Raw genomic sequence first — 16,569 nt, forward strand, 5'->3', positions numbered from 1 at the left:
TATCCCTTAGGAAAGTAACTGCTTTAATTTGGTTCGAATCTTTGACCTTTTTCTCGGTATTTCACCATTAATGTCCTCCAATTCATCCCCCTCCATTTTATTAAGCCAGATTAAATGCGGAATTTTTATCATTTCATTTAGACTATCGTTGAAATAGGCATCTGAAGATTTCCATTTTCGGCCAGCATCTGTAACCTTCACCAATGCATTTGCTTTGTTAATCAGTGGATAATTGACTGGCTTCACATTGGTATTTGGTAATTCAATAAGGATGAACTCATGTGGTAAGTTGGTCAATCGATCCTCCCAGAATTGGGTTTCTTTTTCAGGATTTGATATAGAATTTATATCCATTACTAAAGTTTCACAAGGCATTTTTTCTACGTCTTCTTTATTGCCACAGTAGATTACACTTCTGTTTTGTTGTAAAAGTTCTTTTGCAAAAAATTGCAATAAAAATGTTTTCCCCTCACCATTTTGATGGCTATAGAAAAGCAGGGTTTTTTGTCCTGAATTGGAGAAGTGCTTGCTTAAATTATTATAAAACTGTTTGATTAGGTTGTTTTGTAATATATCCAAATAAACGTTCTTTGGAATATCTTTTTCCATTATCCATCCGCCTGCTACCGGAAGAGATGTAAGTTCGGTTGCACGTTTGCCAGATTTGATTGATGAATCGAGAAAGAAGGAAAGTAGCACCACAGTTAACACCAATCCCCCTGTACCAAGCATTCCTCCTATCACCATTAACATTCTCTTTGAAGCCTGAGGTGTTTTAGGATAAAAAGGTTCGTCAATTAGTTTTTGGGTAGCAGACATTTCAAGATCATATTTCTGAAGGTAAGCCATATTAAGACCATGTAGAATAGAAAGGTATTGTTCTTCATTTACACTTACCTCTCTTTCAAGCTTCTTTAGCTCTGCACCTAAAGGAGCAAACTCATCTATTTTATCTAATAGATATGATTTTCTGGTTTTCATTACATCCAAAGCTTGTTTTTGCTCTTCGTAGGATATTTTTAATGTTAACCACTGATCTAAAATGGTTTCCCTTTGAACACCTTGTATGGAATTGCTATTCTTGAACAATAGGTCCGAAAGTTCTTTTATTTCTTTCTCCAATCCGTCAATCTCTTTTTGTATATTTTCAATTTGTAGATTTTGGTTCTCCAAGACTGATAGGCCTTGAATTTTTAAATTTCTGGTAACAATTTGATCCTGAAGTTTTGAAATGTTTTCAATGATTACCTGTCTTTCGTCAAAATTTTCAAACATTTCTTCGATCTGCTCTAGATTATAGCCGGTACCTGAAAGCAGTCTTCTGGAACGTTCTTCATCTTGGTCATGTTCAAGCTTGGCGATGTCCAGGTATTTACCCTGTTCGTAGTAATTTAGAATACGGTTGTCCGTCATAAACCCTTTGAGGTTTTCTTCAGCTTTTCTTAACTTATTTTGGGCAATGTTGAGTTGATTTTGAAAATAGGCAATGGTATTGGTGTTTTCCAATTCTTTCATATTGGAATACCCACTCATAAATGACTCTGCTAAGATTTTAAGTGTGTAATAGCAAATTCCGGCATCATTTGTACTGTATTTTATTTCCATCATATCACTGGAGAATTTCCTAGAAACTGATAGGCGTTCTATTATTTTGTTTACTGAATAATATTCGTGTTCTCTAAGTAAATATTCTATGGGAGAGTTATCGTTCTCTTCGATATTTTGTAAAATATTTTGCAGGGTTTTCTCCTCATCATTTGTAACTGCCAATTTTTCCCAGATTGGGGAAGGGATGTGTGATTTAAGATCTTGGTAGGCTTCAATACACAAAACTTCGTCTTTTTGTTCAGGTAGAGCTAAGTGTTTTGCCAGAAGTTTCAATGAAGCTTCGGTTACGGTTTTCCTGGATTTTACTATAAGGGTTAGGTTGTCAAAAAGGTTGTTGGAGGTATAAAAATCCATTCTTACAACCCCGCCGTCAGTGGCACCTCTATCAGAGGTAGGATTTGTAAATACCAACGTTGAGGATTCGTATACTCTAGGAAGATCTTGAGTTAGGAAAAAGACGCCTATAGCTACAAAAATTGGGGTTAAAAAAATCCAAAATTTGTTTTTCCAAAGGAGCCGTATTATTTGTTTTATCGTCATTTTACTTAATAATATTGACAAGGGGTTCCCCTAATAGTATTTCTAATTTCTGAATAGCCACAAAAAAGTTTTTTCTCGCATTTTCATATTCTGAACGCGCAATGGTATAAATTTCCTGATTACGTAAAAAGGAAGTTGGGTCAAGATTACCTAAGTTAAACTCCATCTCCATTTGTTGTAAATTGGTTCGGGCTTTCTCTTGCATTTCTAACCTTATGAGCATTAGCTTCTGCCCAAGTAAGGCACTATTGTACTCTTCAATCACCTGATTGGAAATGGTTAATTCCATTTCCTTTGTTTTATAAAATGTCGCCTCAAGTTCTTGTTTTTGGAGCTTGACCCTGTCTTTTTTCAAAAAGACTTCAGATAGCGGAATACTTAAATTTGCCCCTGTCCTATAACCGTTCGCGATATTAGATAAGTCGGACCCAGACGCATATAAAATGGCTTGGTTACCGTAAGAGTAATCAACATAAACCCGTACTAAATTTGACCATGATTTTTTGGCTAAATTAATTCTAGCCTCTGCTGATCCTACTAGAGCTTGATTGACTTTTACCGTTGGGTGATTACCTATTGCGATTTCAATCAGGCTGTCCAATTTTGGAAGTTGATCTGCAAGGGGCATATTTAGGTTAATGTACTTTTCAATATCTCCCTGCTCTTGCGCACTGAGTTTTTTACCGGAAATAAAAAAAATAAAAAACGAAATCGTATAAACAATATATTTGAGCAGCTGCTTTTTAAATATGAATTTCATTTATTTATATATCAAAGACATTAAATGTTTTACGTAAAATTGATTATTGTTTATTTCTTATTTTTAAAATAAATGTACTAAAAATTTTAGTTTATCCTTTTTTTTGAATTTAAAATTTTCACTTCTATATTCATTAAATATTTAATAATCGAATGGTTCAGGGTAAGATTTCTGCTAAAATAACACAACTAAGTAAGGAGATTTACGGAAGGGAAACAAGGAGTTTTGCTGAGAGATTAAAAATATATGTTTGCCTTTTTAATGACATCTCGAAAGGAATTCTGCGTGTACTTAATGGGAAATTTCGCTTAAGGAATTGTAAAAGTACTGGCAAATTGATAACTGTTCGAGGGCCTTTGCGTGTAGAAGGTTCAGGAGATATAAAGATAGGTGATCATTGTAAAATTTGGTCCCATATGGGAGTCACTCAGCTGTTTGCTGATAGAGGAGCTGAACTAATTATAGGGGAAGGTACTTTTATCAATACAGCATGTATTGTTTCAGCAAGTAACCGAATTGTCATAGGGAAAAATTGCCAAATAGCAAACCAAGTGATCATTATGGATGGTGATTTTCATGGGGTAGATGACCGAGCTGAGCCGGGGAAATCAGATGCCATCATCATAGGTGACAATGCATGGTTGGCTACGCGGTCAATGGTCTTAAAAGGAGTGAAAATAGGAGAGGGGGCAACTGTCGCAGCTGGAGCTGTAGTGACCAAAGATGTCGCTCCTTACACTTTAGTAGGAGGAGTTCCTGCCAAGCTTATCCGTAAGCTTCAAGCGCCATAATTTAAAAATAATATAGCTGGTTAAGCAATCTCAGCTGTATTTTAACTTTAACTGAATACTATATTTTTAAGTGATGGATAATTGCGTGATTTTAGATGATGATACTTCAAGTATAAAAGTACTGTCACATTATATTGAAAAGACTAAATCGCTTAAGTTAGTAGCGAGTTTTTCTGACGCAATTGATGGGTTGAATTATTTAGTGGACAATAGAGGAAAGATTGACCTTTTATTTCTTGACATAGAAATGCCGGAAATGAATGGCTTTGAAATTCTTAAGCATAGCCAATATGATGGAGCATTGATCATTATATCTACGAATAATGAAAATGCAATTGCAGCGTTTGAAACCAATGCTTGTTTTTATTTACCTAAACCATTTAGTTATACTCAATTTTTAAAAGGTATAGAAAAACGAAAAGATAAAGAAACAAATATTGACCCCAACTCTTATTCAAAAGATTTTATTTTCGTGAAGGACGATAGATTGTATAAAAAAATTCTATTTTCAGACATAAGCTATTGCGAAGGTAAAGGGGATTATATTAGTCTAAAGTGCAAAAATAAAACCTACACTATAAAATCAACTATTTCCAATTTTATTGATAAACTATCTGGAAATCCAGAATTTGTTCAGGTTCACAGGTCTTATGTTATAAACCTTCATTACCTCACTGATTTTGATAGTGATACTTCTGTAGTTGATGGGAAGATCATACCTATTGGAGCCAAATACAAGGAACAATTAAAAAGTAGTGTGAATTTTTTGTAAAAGGGTTTCAATATTTTCTTTTCAGCTTTCATTCTATATATTCGAGAGCTTGCTTAAAAAACTTTTCAAAAATAGCTGTATGGATTTCTCATTTCCATAGGCCCTATTATTATCAAATATTTCAGGCTAAGTTTAGTAAGAAATACAAAGCTTCAAAGAAGTAGCTGAAATTAGGCAATAGGCTTTTCCCTAATCAAATAAAAAGGGCTACAATCCCAATAAAATCAAATTATCTTGAGGCCAAAGCAAGCCCATATAGTTCATAATAATCCTGTTTATTAGAACTAGAGGACAATCGGTTGTTCAATTGCCATTAGCAATGTAATCGTCAATTAGGGTTCTGACTATTTCATTTTCATCAATGAACATGTCAATTAGCTTTTTTGATTTCACTAAATCCAGTGTAGTCATTTCCTCCAAAGTTATCGCGATTTCATAAACTTTCCCTAGTCCAGCTGTAAGGGCTGAACCTTTTAGCTTATGGCCCTCAGAACTCAATCCTTCCAAGTTTTTGTCATTATAATGATTTGAAAGCACTCTTTTTGATTGTTCTAATTCATGAATGGTGAGTTTTAATACTTCCTTAATGATCTCAGGTTCATTCCCCAAATACTCCTTTACTTTATTAACATCAAAATGTGATTTTTCCTCAATTTTCTCTTGAACTGTTGAGGTATCGTTTGCCTCTGAAGATTCTTTTTTATCAGTATCGTCTTTTTCAGGGGCTTTTAGCCATTTGTCAAAAATATAAGTTATGTTTTTTTCAACAATAGGTTTTGGTACAAAATCAGACATGCCTGATTCCATGCATTTTTCTTTTTCGCCTTTAATATTCCCTGCAGTGATAGCAACAATTGGAATGTTTCTGGTGCTTTGGTTTTCTTTTATTTTTCGTGTGGCTTCATGTCCACTCATTATGGGCATCTGAATGTCCATAAGTATAATATCTGGTAAATGTTCTATAGCCAATTCATAAGCATCTAGCCCATTGGTTGCTTCAATGATTTTAACATTTGGGGAAACTTTCAAAACAATTGTCTTAGCAAGGAACATATTAATGGAATTGTCCTCAGCGATAAGTACCTTTATTTCAGATAGATTCTTATTCTCATTAATTTCTTCAGGAGCAATTGTTTTACTCGTAGCTGAAGGAGCTAGTTTTGATAAAGCCTCAAATAATTCATTGTTTTTGATCGGTTTTGGCAATCTTTTATTTATTAAAAGCTCTTTACATTGCTTCAAAATATATTCATCCTCAGCGGAACTATGTAACAGTAAAACGGGTATTTGGGCTCTCTCTCCAGTAAAGTTCTCTCTTATTTTTTTAGTGGTTTCTAGACCATCCATATAAGGCATATTCAGGTCCATTAATACCACATCATATTCATTGTTTTCGATTTGCTGCAAGGCATCAAATCCATTCTGGGCTTCATCCATTTTAATATTATTCATGGAAAAGATTTCTTTAAGGATAAGGCGATTGTTTGCATTGTCGTCTACTACAAGAACATTTTTTATAGTGAGATTATCAGGTGCTTTAATGATATCTCCAATTTCAGTAGAAAGGACTAGATCGAAATAAAAGGTGCTACCTACATTAAGCTCACTATTTAATTGTAATTTAGAGCCCATCATAGACAGTAATTTGTTGGAAATGGTAAGTCCCAAACCTGTTCCTCCATACTTTTTGGTCGTAGAACCATCCTCCTGCATAAAAGCATCAAAAATTCGCGACTGAAACTCTTTTGTTATCCCAACACCTGTATCCCGAACCTCGAATCTTATTATTCTTTTGTTTTCTTCAATTTTCTCTATTGTATGGATCTTAAGTTCGATTTCACCCTTGTCAGTGAACTTAACAGCGTTGCCTAAAAGGTTGATTAATATCTGTTTTAACCGGATATCATCAACTAAAATAAACCTAGGTAGGTCTTTTTCTATGTTTAGCAACATTTCTATCCCTTTTTTTTGGGCTTGGTAGGATACCACATCAGTTGCTTGACCTGTCAGTTCAAAAATATCTGCTTTAGAAATATCCAATTCAAGTTTTCCTGCTTCAATTTTTGAGAAATCTAGGATGTCATTTATAATATTTAACAGGGCAACTGCAGATTGATTGACAATTCCTATGTACTGATTTTGGGTTTCATTGAGTTCTGTTTTCACGAGAAGGTCCGTAAAACCAATTATGCCATTTAGTGGTGTTCGAATTTCGTGACTCATGTTGGCCAAAAATTCAGACTTTGCTAAACTTGCTTTCTCAGCAATTTCCTTCGATTCGATAAGATTACTTTCTAAAGTATTTCTATCAATGGCGTTCGATATGCTATTGGCAAAGCTTTTTAATAATGAAAGTTCAGCTTTGGACCATTCCCTTTCATTGGTGCAGTCGTCATAACCAATAAAACCCCAGAACCCATTGTCGGTACAAATAGGTGTTGTCAATATTGATTTTATATTTTGTGCATCTAGCAATTTCCTAAGATCAGATTCTTCGGGTAGGTTTGAAATGATTGCCTGAAAAATTTCATTGTTCTCCATAGGGAGCATAAAGTCCCCAAATGCTTCAAAAGGTACATTTTGAAGATCAGGGTTGTTGATCTGAGGCTCTACATTGGCTGCACTCCATTCAAATCTTTGGGAAGAAATTTTCTCATCGTTTTCATCTAAACTATTTTCAAAGTAATATATTCTGTCTACTCCTACAGATTTACCAATTATTTCAAGGCTATTTTGAATGGCCTCATACACTTTGTTGTTCGAAAGGAGCTCATCTGTAGCTTTAGAAATTGCCAAAAGCATTTGCTCTTTTTGAATAAGCAGATTTTCTCTTCTAACTTCTTCGTCTATGTCTTGTATGGTTCCTGACAAGTAAAGGCATTTTCCATCTTCTATAAAGGCTTCACCTAATGTCCTTACCCAGATTTCCTTTCCTGATTCAGTGATTATTCTAAGCTTTTCATCCCAAGATTTACCGTAATTAATGGCTAAATCAATAACCTCTTTCACCTTATCTCTATCGTATCCCTGCTTATAAAAGTTTATTCCATTGGTTAAGTCTGGAATAAAGTCATCAGAAACCTCAAAAATAGACCTAGTGATATCAGTCCAATTTACACTGTTCTTTTCTAAATCTACCTTCCATCCGCCTATTTTAGCCATGGTATTGGTTTGGTTTAAAAATTCTTTGGCATTTTGAACTCTTTTCTCTAATCGTAATCTTTCAGTAATGTCAATGGAGTTGCCAATTACATAACTTTTTCCAAAATGGTCTTTTTCCATTTTATTACTGTATAACCAAACCTTCAGTTGCCCATTCGCTTGGGAAGTAGTCATCAAGCCTTGGGCCTTGCCAGTTTCCTTAATTTCCTTGAGGTAATCATCTACCTCAAATCGAAATTTCAATGGTATGATGTCCCAAAGGGTTTTGTTAAGCATCTCTTCGACCGTATAGCCCAAGAGTCTTGCCCCGTAGTTATTAAAGCTTAAAAAATTTCCATCTAGGTCATGGGTTAACATTAAGCCTTGACTATTCTCAAAAAAGGAGCGAAATTTTTCTTCACTTGCTAGCAGTCTTTCTTCATTTTCCTTTTCTTCACTGATATCTCTACCAATTGCAAAAATCCATTTGTTTGCTAGATCACCAGTAGCTCGCCAAGCAAAAGTTTTATACTCTCCACTACTGCATTTTAACCGATGGGAAAAACTAGAGGTAGACTCTCCATCCATTAGTAAATTAATTTGCTTAATTGTGTTTTTTACATCGTTAGGATGGATATAATCCACAATTGGTTTATTTGAAAGCTCACCTTCATTATAACCTAATAAAGTTTTAAATGCTTTATTTACTTTAATAAATTGCCCATCAAATTTTAATACTGTAATTAAATCTTGCGACAAAGCCATGGCTTGACTGAGTACTTGATCTTCCAAATCCCCACAAGATGAATGCAATAATTGTAAAGCCTGTGGTAATAATAGCTCTAAGTTTTCGGCTATAGGTGATGTTTCAACAGGTGTCTCCTGATTTAAAATGATTAAAAAACCATTGTACGTCTCCGATGGGTCTTTGAAGGGGAGTATTGAAAGGTGTTTTACCCCATTTAAATGATTGATAAACTCGCTGTCATTAAGTTCTTTATGTTCTGATAAGTCTTTTATTTCTGTAAAACCTTTTGCATTTTTTAATATATCAAATAAGGAGTCTGTGTTTTTTATTTCTTTTGAAGATATCTGATCAGAGGAGGTCAGGACATTTATTGTATCATTCTTTAATGCACCTAAAAAAAAGTGATCACAAGAAGTTAATTTTTGAGCTAAAACTACCATTTTTGTAGATATTTCAAGCTTGTAATTACTTTCTTGATTCATTCTTTTAATTTGTCCGGGATTCTCCGTATTATTATCTGAAATATTTTTTTTCATGCTCTGAATTATACTTTCTTGAGATGGATGCATTATCTCAAATTAATTATTAAAACTAGTTTAATCCTTTGTTATAAGTTGTTTGAGTAGTTCTTTTTTTACAAAAAATAAAGTGTCCGTAAAAAATCAAATTTCGTTTCAAACGGACTTTAAATTTTTACAAAATCGAAATTTTAAAGTTAAAATCAAATTCATTATTTAAATTAATTCTTATGATGCAAATAGTTTTTTGGATAGCGATAGGAATAGTTGCCTATACTTTTTTAGGTTATGGCATTGTGATAGCCATACTAGTAAGATTGAAAGGATTTTTTGTCAAAAAATTAAATCCCAATGACAATGAATTTTGGCCTAATGTTACCCTTGTAGTTCCTTGTTATAATGAGGCAGATATAATAAAAGACAAGGTGCTTAATTCTTTGGGACTGGAATACCCAAAGGAGCGGTTAGAAATTGTTTTTATTACTGACGGTTCCAATGATCATTTTAGAGAAGTATTGCAGGAATTTCCGCAAGTCAAATTGCTTCATGATGATAGGAGAGCAGGTAAAACAGCCGCTGAAAACAGGGCTATGAAGTTTATTAATAGTCCAATCGTGGTTTTTACTGATGCGAATACAATACTTAATAAATCTGCCATTAAAAACATTGTCAGACACTTTAGCAATGAAAAAGTAGGTTGTGTTTCCGGTGAAAAAAGAGTGTTGGTAGAACAAGAAGATTCTGCCAGTTCCGCCGGAGAAGGTATGTATTGGAAATATGAATCCTTTCTAAAGAAAATGGATTCAAATCTTTATTCAGCAGTGGGGGCAGCAGGAGAGTTGGTTGCTTTCAAAACATCCCTTTACCAGGACTTGCCAGAGGATACTATTTTGGATGACTTTATGCAATCTCTTTTGATTGCTTCAAAGGGTTATAGGATTGTTTATGAACCTGATGCTTATGCTATGGAAACTGGTTCAGACTCTACTGGAGAAGAGCTTAAACGTAAGGTTAGAATCAGCGCTGGAGGTTGGCAGTCCATGAAAAGATTGTTTTTTAAAATTACTCCTTTTAATCATCCAGTATTGTTTTTTCAATACCTCTCTCATAGGGTTCTTAGGTGGACAATAACCCCTTTCTTGTTGGTGTTTATATTTGTAGCCAATTTTTTTCTATTAAACCATGGTCTTATTTATCAACTGCTAATGGTCAGTCAACTGTTCTTTTACGCAGCAGCACTGCTTGGATATTTTTTGGAAAGTCGAAAACTTAGGATTAAGGTATTATTTGTTCCCTTTTACTTTTGCATGATGAACTATGCGGTGGTTGCAGGTTTGCTCCGCTTTTTAAAAGGAAGTCAAAAAAGCACTTGGGAAAAAGCCAAACGGAAAAGTTGAGTTTAACCTTTTGACATTGAGTTAGATAGGTGGGGTAGGGGGTTTTTAAGTGCTTCGATGAGCGATTTTATAAACTAAGGAATTAACCCTGCCTATTCCATTTAAACCCAGAGGTAAATTAAGTCTTCTGGGGAGCGTATTTTTCTGGATTTATTTGGAGCCCAAAAAAAAATGTTGTTTTATTGTTTGATTAAGCAAACATACAATACCCAAAACCATGAAAAAACTGCTCTTTCTTTTGTTAATAACCTTACCCTCCTTTTTAAATGCTCAACAATTGCCAATTCCATCCGCTGTTTTTGAGTGGAAAATGTTACCAGCTTATGCAGAAGCAGGGAGGGAAATAAGACCAATCGTCGATGGGCCCACTGAAACTTTGGATAATTTCCGAGTCAATCACTATAAACTTAGCCAAGGGAAAAGTATTTCCATTAAGAAAGGGGATGAAAAATTGATTTTAATAGGTTCTGGCAAACTTCAGATCAATCAGGGTGGAAACATTAATCAACTAGAAAGTAGGAGTGTGGCTTGGGTACCAAATGACAAGACGGTTAAAATCCAGCATTTGGGAGATGAAACCACTTCATTTTTTGTAATAGAATTGGAGGCCGATAAGGTAGGAGAGGATTTTAAGCCCGATGTGAATTCCCTGACAAGCTATGATTATCAAAAGTTACCAATTAAGAAAAGTGCTAAAGGAGGAAGAAGAGATGTTGCTAGAGGACCTACACCTACTTTGCAAGAGTTGGAAATGCACATTACCACTTTAAACGAAGGAGAAAAAAGTCACGACCCTCATCAACATGCTGATGAAGAAATAATTGTGGTGCTCCAAGGAGAAGTAGAAGAGATGGTTAATGGCGTTCCGTATCTGCTTGGTCCGGGCTCTCTTATCTATTTGCATGCCATGGATTCGCACGGCATACGAAATGCAGGAAAAGGAGCTTGTGAATATTATGCTATTCGTTGGATTACAAAAAATACTGGAAAGTAACTATCTGTGTAGTAGGATTAAGGAATAGCACATTTTTTTATTTAAATCTTATTAGACTATATTGTCTTTCTAAATCTATATTAAATATAATAAATTACTCCCTTCACTTTTCATTACTAATGGAGGATACTAGTACCAACAAGCAATAATCCCATGGGTATGCTGAGGAATCATACAGACTTTAATTTGCTAATTTCCCTTAAACAAGGGGACATGGCTGCATTTAATGAATTGTATTTTCGGTATTCCAAGAGGTTAATGGCTTTTTCATTCACTTTTTTTGCAGATCAACAATTGGCTGAGGAGGCGGTACAGGAGATTTTTGTAAGGGTTTGGGAACGCAGGAAAAAACTAGATGAAACAAAATCATTTAAAAGCTATCTTTTTCAAGCTGTAAAATTCTATATGTATAATTATATACGAGATAGAAAAAAGGATTGTAGCCTGGATGTTTTATCTGATGATAATGTGATAGGTGCAAGAAATCAAGAAGATGACTTTACCTATAATGAAATGGAAGGTATGGTGATGGAGCTAATAGAAAAGCTTCCTAAAGTGCAGAAAGAAGTATTTAAGTTGAATAAATTGAAAGGGATGAACAGTGAGCAAATCGCTCACCATATGAAGTTGTCAAAAAGGACCATTGAGCATCATATTTATCTGGCTTCAAAATCATTGAAAAAAAACCTTCTCGAGAACCCCACCCTAAGTTTATTGATTTTCGCCAATATTTCCTTTTGATAGGCTTGTTTCTTTTTGTAGGATTCAAGTGTGTTTTTCACAAGCTTATAGCTGTATCGTTTTTTTTTAAGTTTTTTTTGGTTCCGGTTAAGTAAATGCCAGGGTTGATGGTTTATATATCAAATTACAATAAACCCAATTGGAACGAGATATTATTATAAAATTTTTAAATCGAAAAGCCAACGCTGAGGAAAAGAGACAAGTGTTGGAATGGTTAGAACAACCTGGTGCCAAAAAGGCCTTTGATGAGCTATTAAAATCAGAGTGGGAGATAAGCCTTACCCGAGAGAAGGATGAAACAGACTACAAAAAACTCCTTCATCAAATACATATTAGAACATTAGGAACCAAAGAGAAAAAACAAGCAAACACAATTTTTCCTTGGTCAAAGATTTTTAGAATAGCGGCAAGCTTTGCCCTATTGGTAGGGTGTATTTTTTTTATTAAGAACGGGTTCGAGTATGGAAAGGAAACCAACGGTTTAGCGGAAAATAGAATTCAAAGAAGCACCGGTGTTGGAGAAAAACTGACACTTAAACTTCCTGATGGTTCCACAATCGTATTGAACGGTAATTCCAGCATAAGTTTTTCATCCACATTTGGGAGAGTAAATCGCCATGTTCAATTGGATGGAGAAGCCTACTTTCAGATAGCCAAAGATAGTTTAAAGCCTTTTCAAGTCCTGACCGAAGGCATGGTTACAACAGCTTTAGGCACAGCGTTTAATGCCTTTGCCAGAGATGGATTGTATTCAGTGGCACTTACTGAAGGACGAGTGGCAATAGAAGCCACCGACAAAACAGTTGAGTTGAGCCCAGGCCAAATTGTCATTTTAGACAAGCGAGAAAATTTGCCAGCATTCAATATAAGCACCTTCAATTATATAGAAATAATGGGATGGAAGGAAGGGATTTTAGACTTTGATAGAGTTCCATTAGGTTCCATTCTAGATGACCTGGCCAACTGGTATGATGTTAAAATTAAAATTGAAGATGGAATCGACGTGAATAGGAGAGTCATTGGAACTTTTCGCAATAAAAACCTTAGCGATGTACTTACTGGGCTTGGGTTTTCTATGGGATTTGAATTTACTATAGACAAAAATCAAGTTGGGATAAAAAAAAATAGCCTATGAAATAAAATAAAATGCAGGGCAAATCTCGCATCGCCAAATGAAAAGATTTACCCTGCTGATCTTAAATCTTAAACTTTAAAATCATTTAAAATTATGAAAAGAAAACTACTGTACCTAATAAAAATGGTATCTAAAAACCTATTGTATGGCCTGCTGATGCAGTGTTTGTTTATGACAACATTAGCTGCTCATGAGATCAATGCACAGATCAGGCCCATAGATAAATCCTATGTAAGACTAAACAAAGTCCAATGGGATTTGGCGGAGATATTCCAAAAAGTGGAAAATTCTACCGATTATCAATTTGTGCTTCCTGAAGAAATTCTAGACAAAAACCCAAAATTAGACTTAAAAAATAAGAGACAATCGGTCAATGATCTTTTGATGGACATTGCAGTCTCTGCAAAGCTCAAATTTAAGCAGGTTGATAATTCCATATATGTGGCAAGTGTTACAGATGATGTTAGCGCTAGGAAAATTGAAATTTCGATTGAAGAAAGGCCTATTAAAGGAAAGGTGGTTGACAGTAAAGGAATAGGAATCCCAGGAGCCACTGTATTGATACAAGGAACCAATATGGGGACAGCCACTGACATTGATGGTAACTTTTCTTTAGAAGTTCCGGACAATGCGGTGTTGATTTTTTCTTTTATTGGCTATGAGCAACAAATTGTTTCTGTAGGAAACCAAAGCGAGGTCAATATTACGATGACCGAAGACCTATCTTCCTTAGATGAAATAGTCGTTGTCGGTTACGGAACGCAGAAAAAAGTGAACCTAACAGGAGCGGTTAGCTCTATTACCTCCAAAGAGATTGTCAATCAACCCGTTGGACAAACTTCAATGGCTTTGCAAGGGATTGCTCCTGGAGTTACAGTGACACAGCGAAGTGGTCAGCCAGGTAGTGATGGAGGTTCCATCCGGATTAGAGGTATAGGTACATTGGGTGACTCCAACCCACTAGTGATGGTAGATGGGATAGAGACAAGCCTTAATAATGTAGACCCAAATGAAATTGAAAGCATTTCTATATTAAAGGATGCTTCTTCGGCTGCCATTTACGGTGCCCGTGCGGCCAATGGTGTAGTCTTAATTACAACCAAAAGAGGTGTAGAAGGAGTGAGGGTAAACTACAATATGTATGCTGGTTTCCAGGTGCCTACCCAGCTCCCAAATATCGTAGGGGCAATAGATCATATGGAAATGGCCAATGAGGCTTTTACCAATATAGGCAATGATCCACAATATACAGATGAGTTTATTGCGGCTTACAAAGCAGGAATGCCTTCTGATCAGTATCCTAACACAGATTGGCAAAGCATCACCATGAGTAATTCTGCCTTTATGCAAAATCACAACATGAGCATTAATGCCGGAAGTGAAAAGGCCAAACTATTTGCCTCTGTTAGTTACCTGGATCAGCAAGGAATAATCCCAAACACGAGCTTTAACAGGTTCAATTTGAGGCTAAATTCAGATATCAAAGTGTCTGATCGTTTAACACTTTCTACAGATATATTTCTACGACGAGCTTACCAAACAGAACCATCCAGTGGCACAGGTTATGTTTTTCACTGGATGAGAAGAATTCCTTCAAACGAAGTAGGTATATTGTCCAATGGGAGATATGGTGAAGGATGGAATGGGGATCATCCACTGGCAAGAGCTAAAGATGGTGGACTAAAAACAGTGGAAAGCTTAGATGCCATTCTAAACTTCCGCTTGAATTATAAAATTACAGACTGGCTCAATGCAGAAGTAATGTATGCACCAAAGTTCTGGAACCCTCATACCAAATCTTTCTCCAATATCACGCAAACCTATGCCAGAGATGGTGAAACGCCAACTCATTTTGTTCCCCAAAGAAATTCTTTGTCGGAGAGTTATACTAGAGAATGGTACAATAATATTCGTGCAATTGTAACTTTTGACCGTACTTTCAATGAATTGCATACCCTTGGGGTGACAGCAGGGTATCAGCAGGAAGACCAAACCAATAAGTGGATTTCTGCTTATAGGGAAGTTTTTCCTTTGCCTCAATATGAGCAAATCAACGCTGGAAACAGGGCCAATGAAAGAACCGGAGGAGCAGCCTCCCATTGGGCTTTACAGTCTGTATTTGGTAGGGTAACTTATAATTTTGACGAAAGGTATTTGTTAGAAGGAAATGTCAGAAGAGACGCCTCCTCGAGATTCGCTGAAGGAAACAGGTCAGGTATTTTCCCTTCCTTTTCTGCTGGTTGGAGAATTTCTGAAGAAAGTTTCATGCAGGATTATTCAGGTACTATTGATCAATTGAAACTTCGTGCTTCATGGGGTCAACTTGGAAACCAAAATATAGGTCTTTATCCTTTTGCTGCTTTTATGTCATTGGGTGGAAGTGCTCAGGATTATGTCTTTGGCGGGGCAAATGCACCTGGTGCAGCGCTGAACAGTATGGCCAATTCCACAATTAAATGGGAGACCACAGAAACAACAGATTTAGGACTTGAGTTTAACCTCTGGGGTAAATTAGATGTGTCTGCTGATTACTATGTAAGAAGAACGAAGGACATACTTTTGGCTTTAAATATACCTCAGACCATAGGTCTCAGTGCACCTTTCCAAAATGCTGGTGAAGTTGTAAATAAAGGCTTTGAATTGATGGTTAATTATCGTAATAAGATAGGCGACCTTAACTACAGTGTTATGCTAAATTATTCTGATGTTCGCAATGAAATTGTGGACATGAGAGGAATCGAAAACACAGGACTGACAGTAAATAGAGAAGGTTATCCTATTGGTTCTTTCTTCGGTTATATAGATGAAGGCTTGTTTCAGTCTCAGGAAGAAGTAGACAATCATGCGGATCAGTTTGGCAATATTGCCCCAGGTGATATCAAGTATAAAGATGTTGATGGTGATGGAATGATCAATGACCGTGACCTTGCTGTGATAGGAAGTCCTATTCCCAGACATACCTTTGGAGCACGTTTCAATGCTGATTATAAAGGATTTGATCTATCCATCTTTTTACAAGGAGTAGGCAAAGCCGATGGGTATTTGTTTGGTCAGGGTATAATGCCTTTTTACGAAGGGGGTACTGTACAGGAACAGCACAAGGACCATTGGTCGCCTACTAATACAGACGCGGCCTATCCTAGGTTGGCCTGGAATCAAACCAATAATGAGCAAAATTCAAGTTTTTGGATGAGAAATGCAGCTTATTTAAGAGGTCAAAACATTCAGTTAGGATATTCATTTTCTGAAGCTGCTTTAGCACCACTCAATATTCAGGGAATAAGGATCTACCTAAGTGGTAGAAATCTTTTTACCATTCATAATTTTTATGAAGGTTACGATCCTGAAGCACCTGTGAGCAATGGTGGTTGGTATCCGCAAATGGCTACTTACACTATGGGTTTGAATGTTAATTTCTAAACAC

At 35.8% G+C, this 16,569-nt stretch carries 10 protein-coding genes; 7 read left to right on the forward strand and 3 right to left on the reverse strand.

From position 1 onward, the window contains the following. Positions 1 to 6: 6 nt before the first annotated feature. Positions 7 to 2,148 carry a GumC family protein gene (locus AC13EX_RS22195; RefSeq protein ID WP_482894390.1) on the reverse strand — a complete coding sequence of 714 codons (2,142 nt, stop codon included), beginning with the start codon at positions 2,146 to 2,148 and terminating at the stop codon, positions 7 to 9. Between the two features lies 1 nt (position 2,149). Next, on the reverse strand, positions 2,150 to 2,908 hold the full coding sequence (locus AC13EX_RS22200) for a TolC family protein (protein ID WP_048644212.1): 759 nt from the start codon (positions 2,906 to 2,908) through the stop codon (positions 2,150 to 2,152). A 152-nt stretch (positions 2,909 to 3,060) separates the two neighbouring features. On the opposite strand from AC13EX_RS22200, the gene AC13EX_RS22205 reads away from it, so the two are divergent. Together AC13EX_RS22205 and AC13EX_RS22210 are read left to right on the forward strand one after the other, a co-directional pair. Further along, a complete protein-coding gene (locus tag AC13EX_RS22205) occupies positions 3,061 to 3,699 on the forward strand; it encodes an acyltransferase (protein WP_048644211.1) in 639 nt (212 codons plus the stop codon). A 73-nt stretch (positions 3,700 to 3,772) separates the two neighbouring features. Further along, the gene (locus AC13EX_RS22210; protein ID WP_048644210.1) at positions 3,773 to 4,471 is read left to right on the forward strand and encodes a LytR/AlgR family response regulator transcription factor; all 699 of its coding nucleotides are present in this window, start codon (positions 3,773 to 3,775) and stop codon (positions 4,469 to 4,471) included. Positions 4,472 to 4,774: 303 nt separating this feature from the next. Here the strand turns inward: AC13EX_RS22210 and AC13EX_RS22215 are convergent, their stop codons facing one another. Then, positions 4,775 to 8,896, reverse strand: a complete 4,122-nt coding sequence (locus AC13EX_RS22215) for a response regulator (protein ID WP_482894391.1) — start codon at positions 8,894 to 8,896, stop codon at positions 4,775 to 4,777. Between the two features lie 212 nt (positions 8,897 to 9,108). On the opposite strand from AC13EX_RS22215, the gene AC13EX_RS22220 reads away from it, so the two are divergent. From AC13EX_RS22220 to AC13EX_RS22240, 5 genes are all read left to right on the forward strand, one after another. Next, positions 9,109 to 10,275 (forward strand): glycosyltransferase family 2 protein, encoded by a 1,167-nt coding sequence (locus AC13EX_RS22220; protein ID WP_482894392.1) that lies wholly within the window; start codon positions 9,109 to 9,111, stop codon positions 10,273 to 10,275. A 217-nt stretch (positions 10,276 to 10,492) separates the two neighbouring features. Further along, complete coding sequence (locus AC13EX_RS22225; protein ID WP_482894393.1) at positions 10,493 to 11,269, forward strand: cupin domain-containing protein; 777 nt, start codon at positions 10,493 to 10,495, stop codon at positions 11,267 to 11,269. Between the two features lie 159 nt (positions 11,270 to 11,428). Beyond that, complete coding sequence (locus tag AC13EX_RS22230; RefSeq protein WP_482894394.1) at positions 11,429 to 12,010, forward strand: RNA polymerase sigma factor; 582 nt, start codon at positions 11,429 to 11,431, stop codon at positions 12,008 to 12,010. A gap of 139 nt (positions 12,011 to 12,149) precedes the next feature. Next, positions 12,150 to 13,145 (forward strand): FecR family protein, encoded by a 996-nt coding sequence (locus AC13EX_RS22235; RefSeq protein WP_482894395.1) that lies wholly within the window; start codon positions 12,150 to 12,152, stop codon positions 13,143 to 13,145. Between the two features lie 93 nt (positions 13,146 to 13,238). Beyond that, positions 13,239 to 16,565 (forward strand): SusC/RagA family TonB-linked outer membrane protein, encoded by a 3,327-nt coding sequence (locus AC13EX_RS22240; protein WP_482894396.1) that lies wholly within the window; start codon positions 13,239 to 13,241, stop codon positions 16,563 to 16,565. Positions 16,566 to 16,569 lie beyond the last annotated feature (4 nt).

The sequence above is a fragment of the Cyclobacterium sp. L-R genome (assembly GCF_056859355.1).

What these genes read in the sequence shown, in the direction of transcription:
- AC13EX_RS22195 (WP_482894390.1), bottom strand. Translation starts at nt 2,148, where the DNA reads ATGACGATAAAACAAATAATACGGCTCCTTTGGAAAAACAAATTTTGG.
- AC13EX_RS22200 (WP_048644212.1), bottom strand. Translation starts at nt 2,908, where the DNA reads ATGAAATTCATATTTAAAAAGCAGCTGCTCAAATATATTGTTTATACG.
- AC13EX_RS22205 (WP_048644211.1), top strand. Translation starts at nt 3,061, where the DNA reads ATGGTTCAGGGTAAGATTTCTGCTAAAATAACACAACTAAGTAAGGAG.
- AC13EX_RS22210 (WP_048644210.1), top strand. Translation starts at nt 3,773, where the DNA reads ATGGATAATTGCGTGATTTTAGATGATGATACTTCAAGTATAAAAGTA.
- AC13EX_RS22215 (WP_482894391.1), bottom strand. Translation starts at nt 8,896, where the DNA reads ATGAAAAAAAATATTTCAGATAATAATACGGAGAATCCCGGACAAATT.
- AC13EX_RS22220 (WP_482894392.1), top strand. Translation starts at nt 9,109, where the DNA reads ATGATGCAAATAGTTTTTTGGATAGCGATAGGAATAGTTGCCTATACT.
- AC13EX_RS22225 (WP_482894393.1), top strand. Translation starts at nt 10,493, where the DNA reads ATGAAAAAACTGCTCTTTCTTTTGTTAATAACCTTACCCTCCTTTTTA.
- AC13EX_RS22230 (WP_482894394.1), top strand. Translation starts at nt 11,429, where the DNA reads ATGCTGAGGAATCATACAGACTTTAATTTGCTAATTTCCCTTAAACAA.
- AC13EX_RS22240 (WP_482894396.1), top strand. Translation starts at nt 13,239, where the DNA reads ATGAAAAGAAAACTACTGTACCTAATAAAAATGGTATCTAAAAACCTA.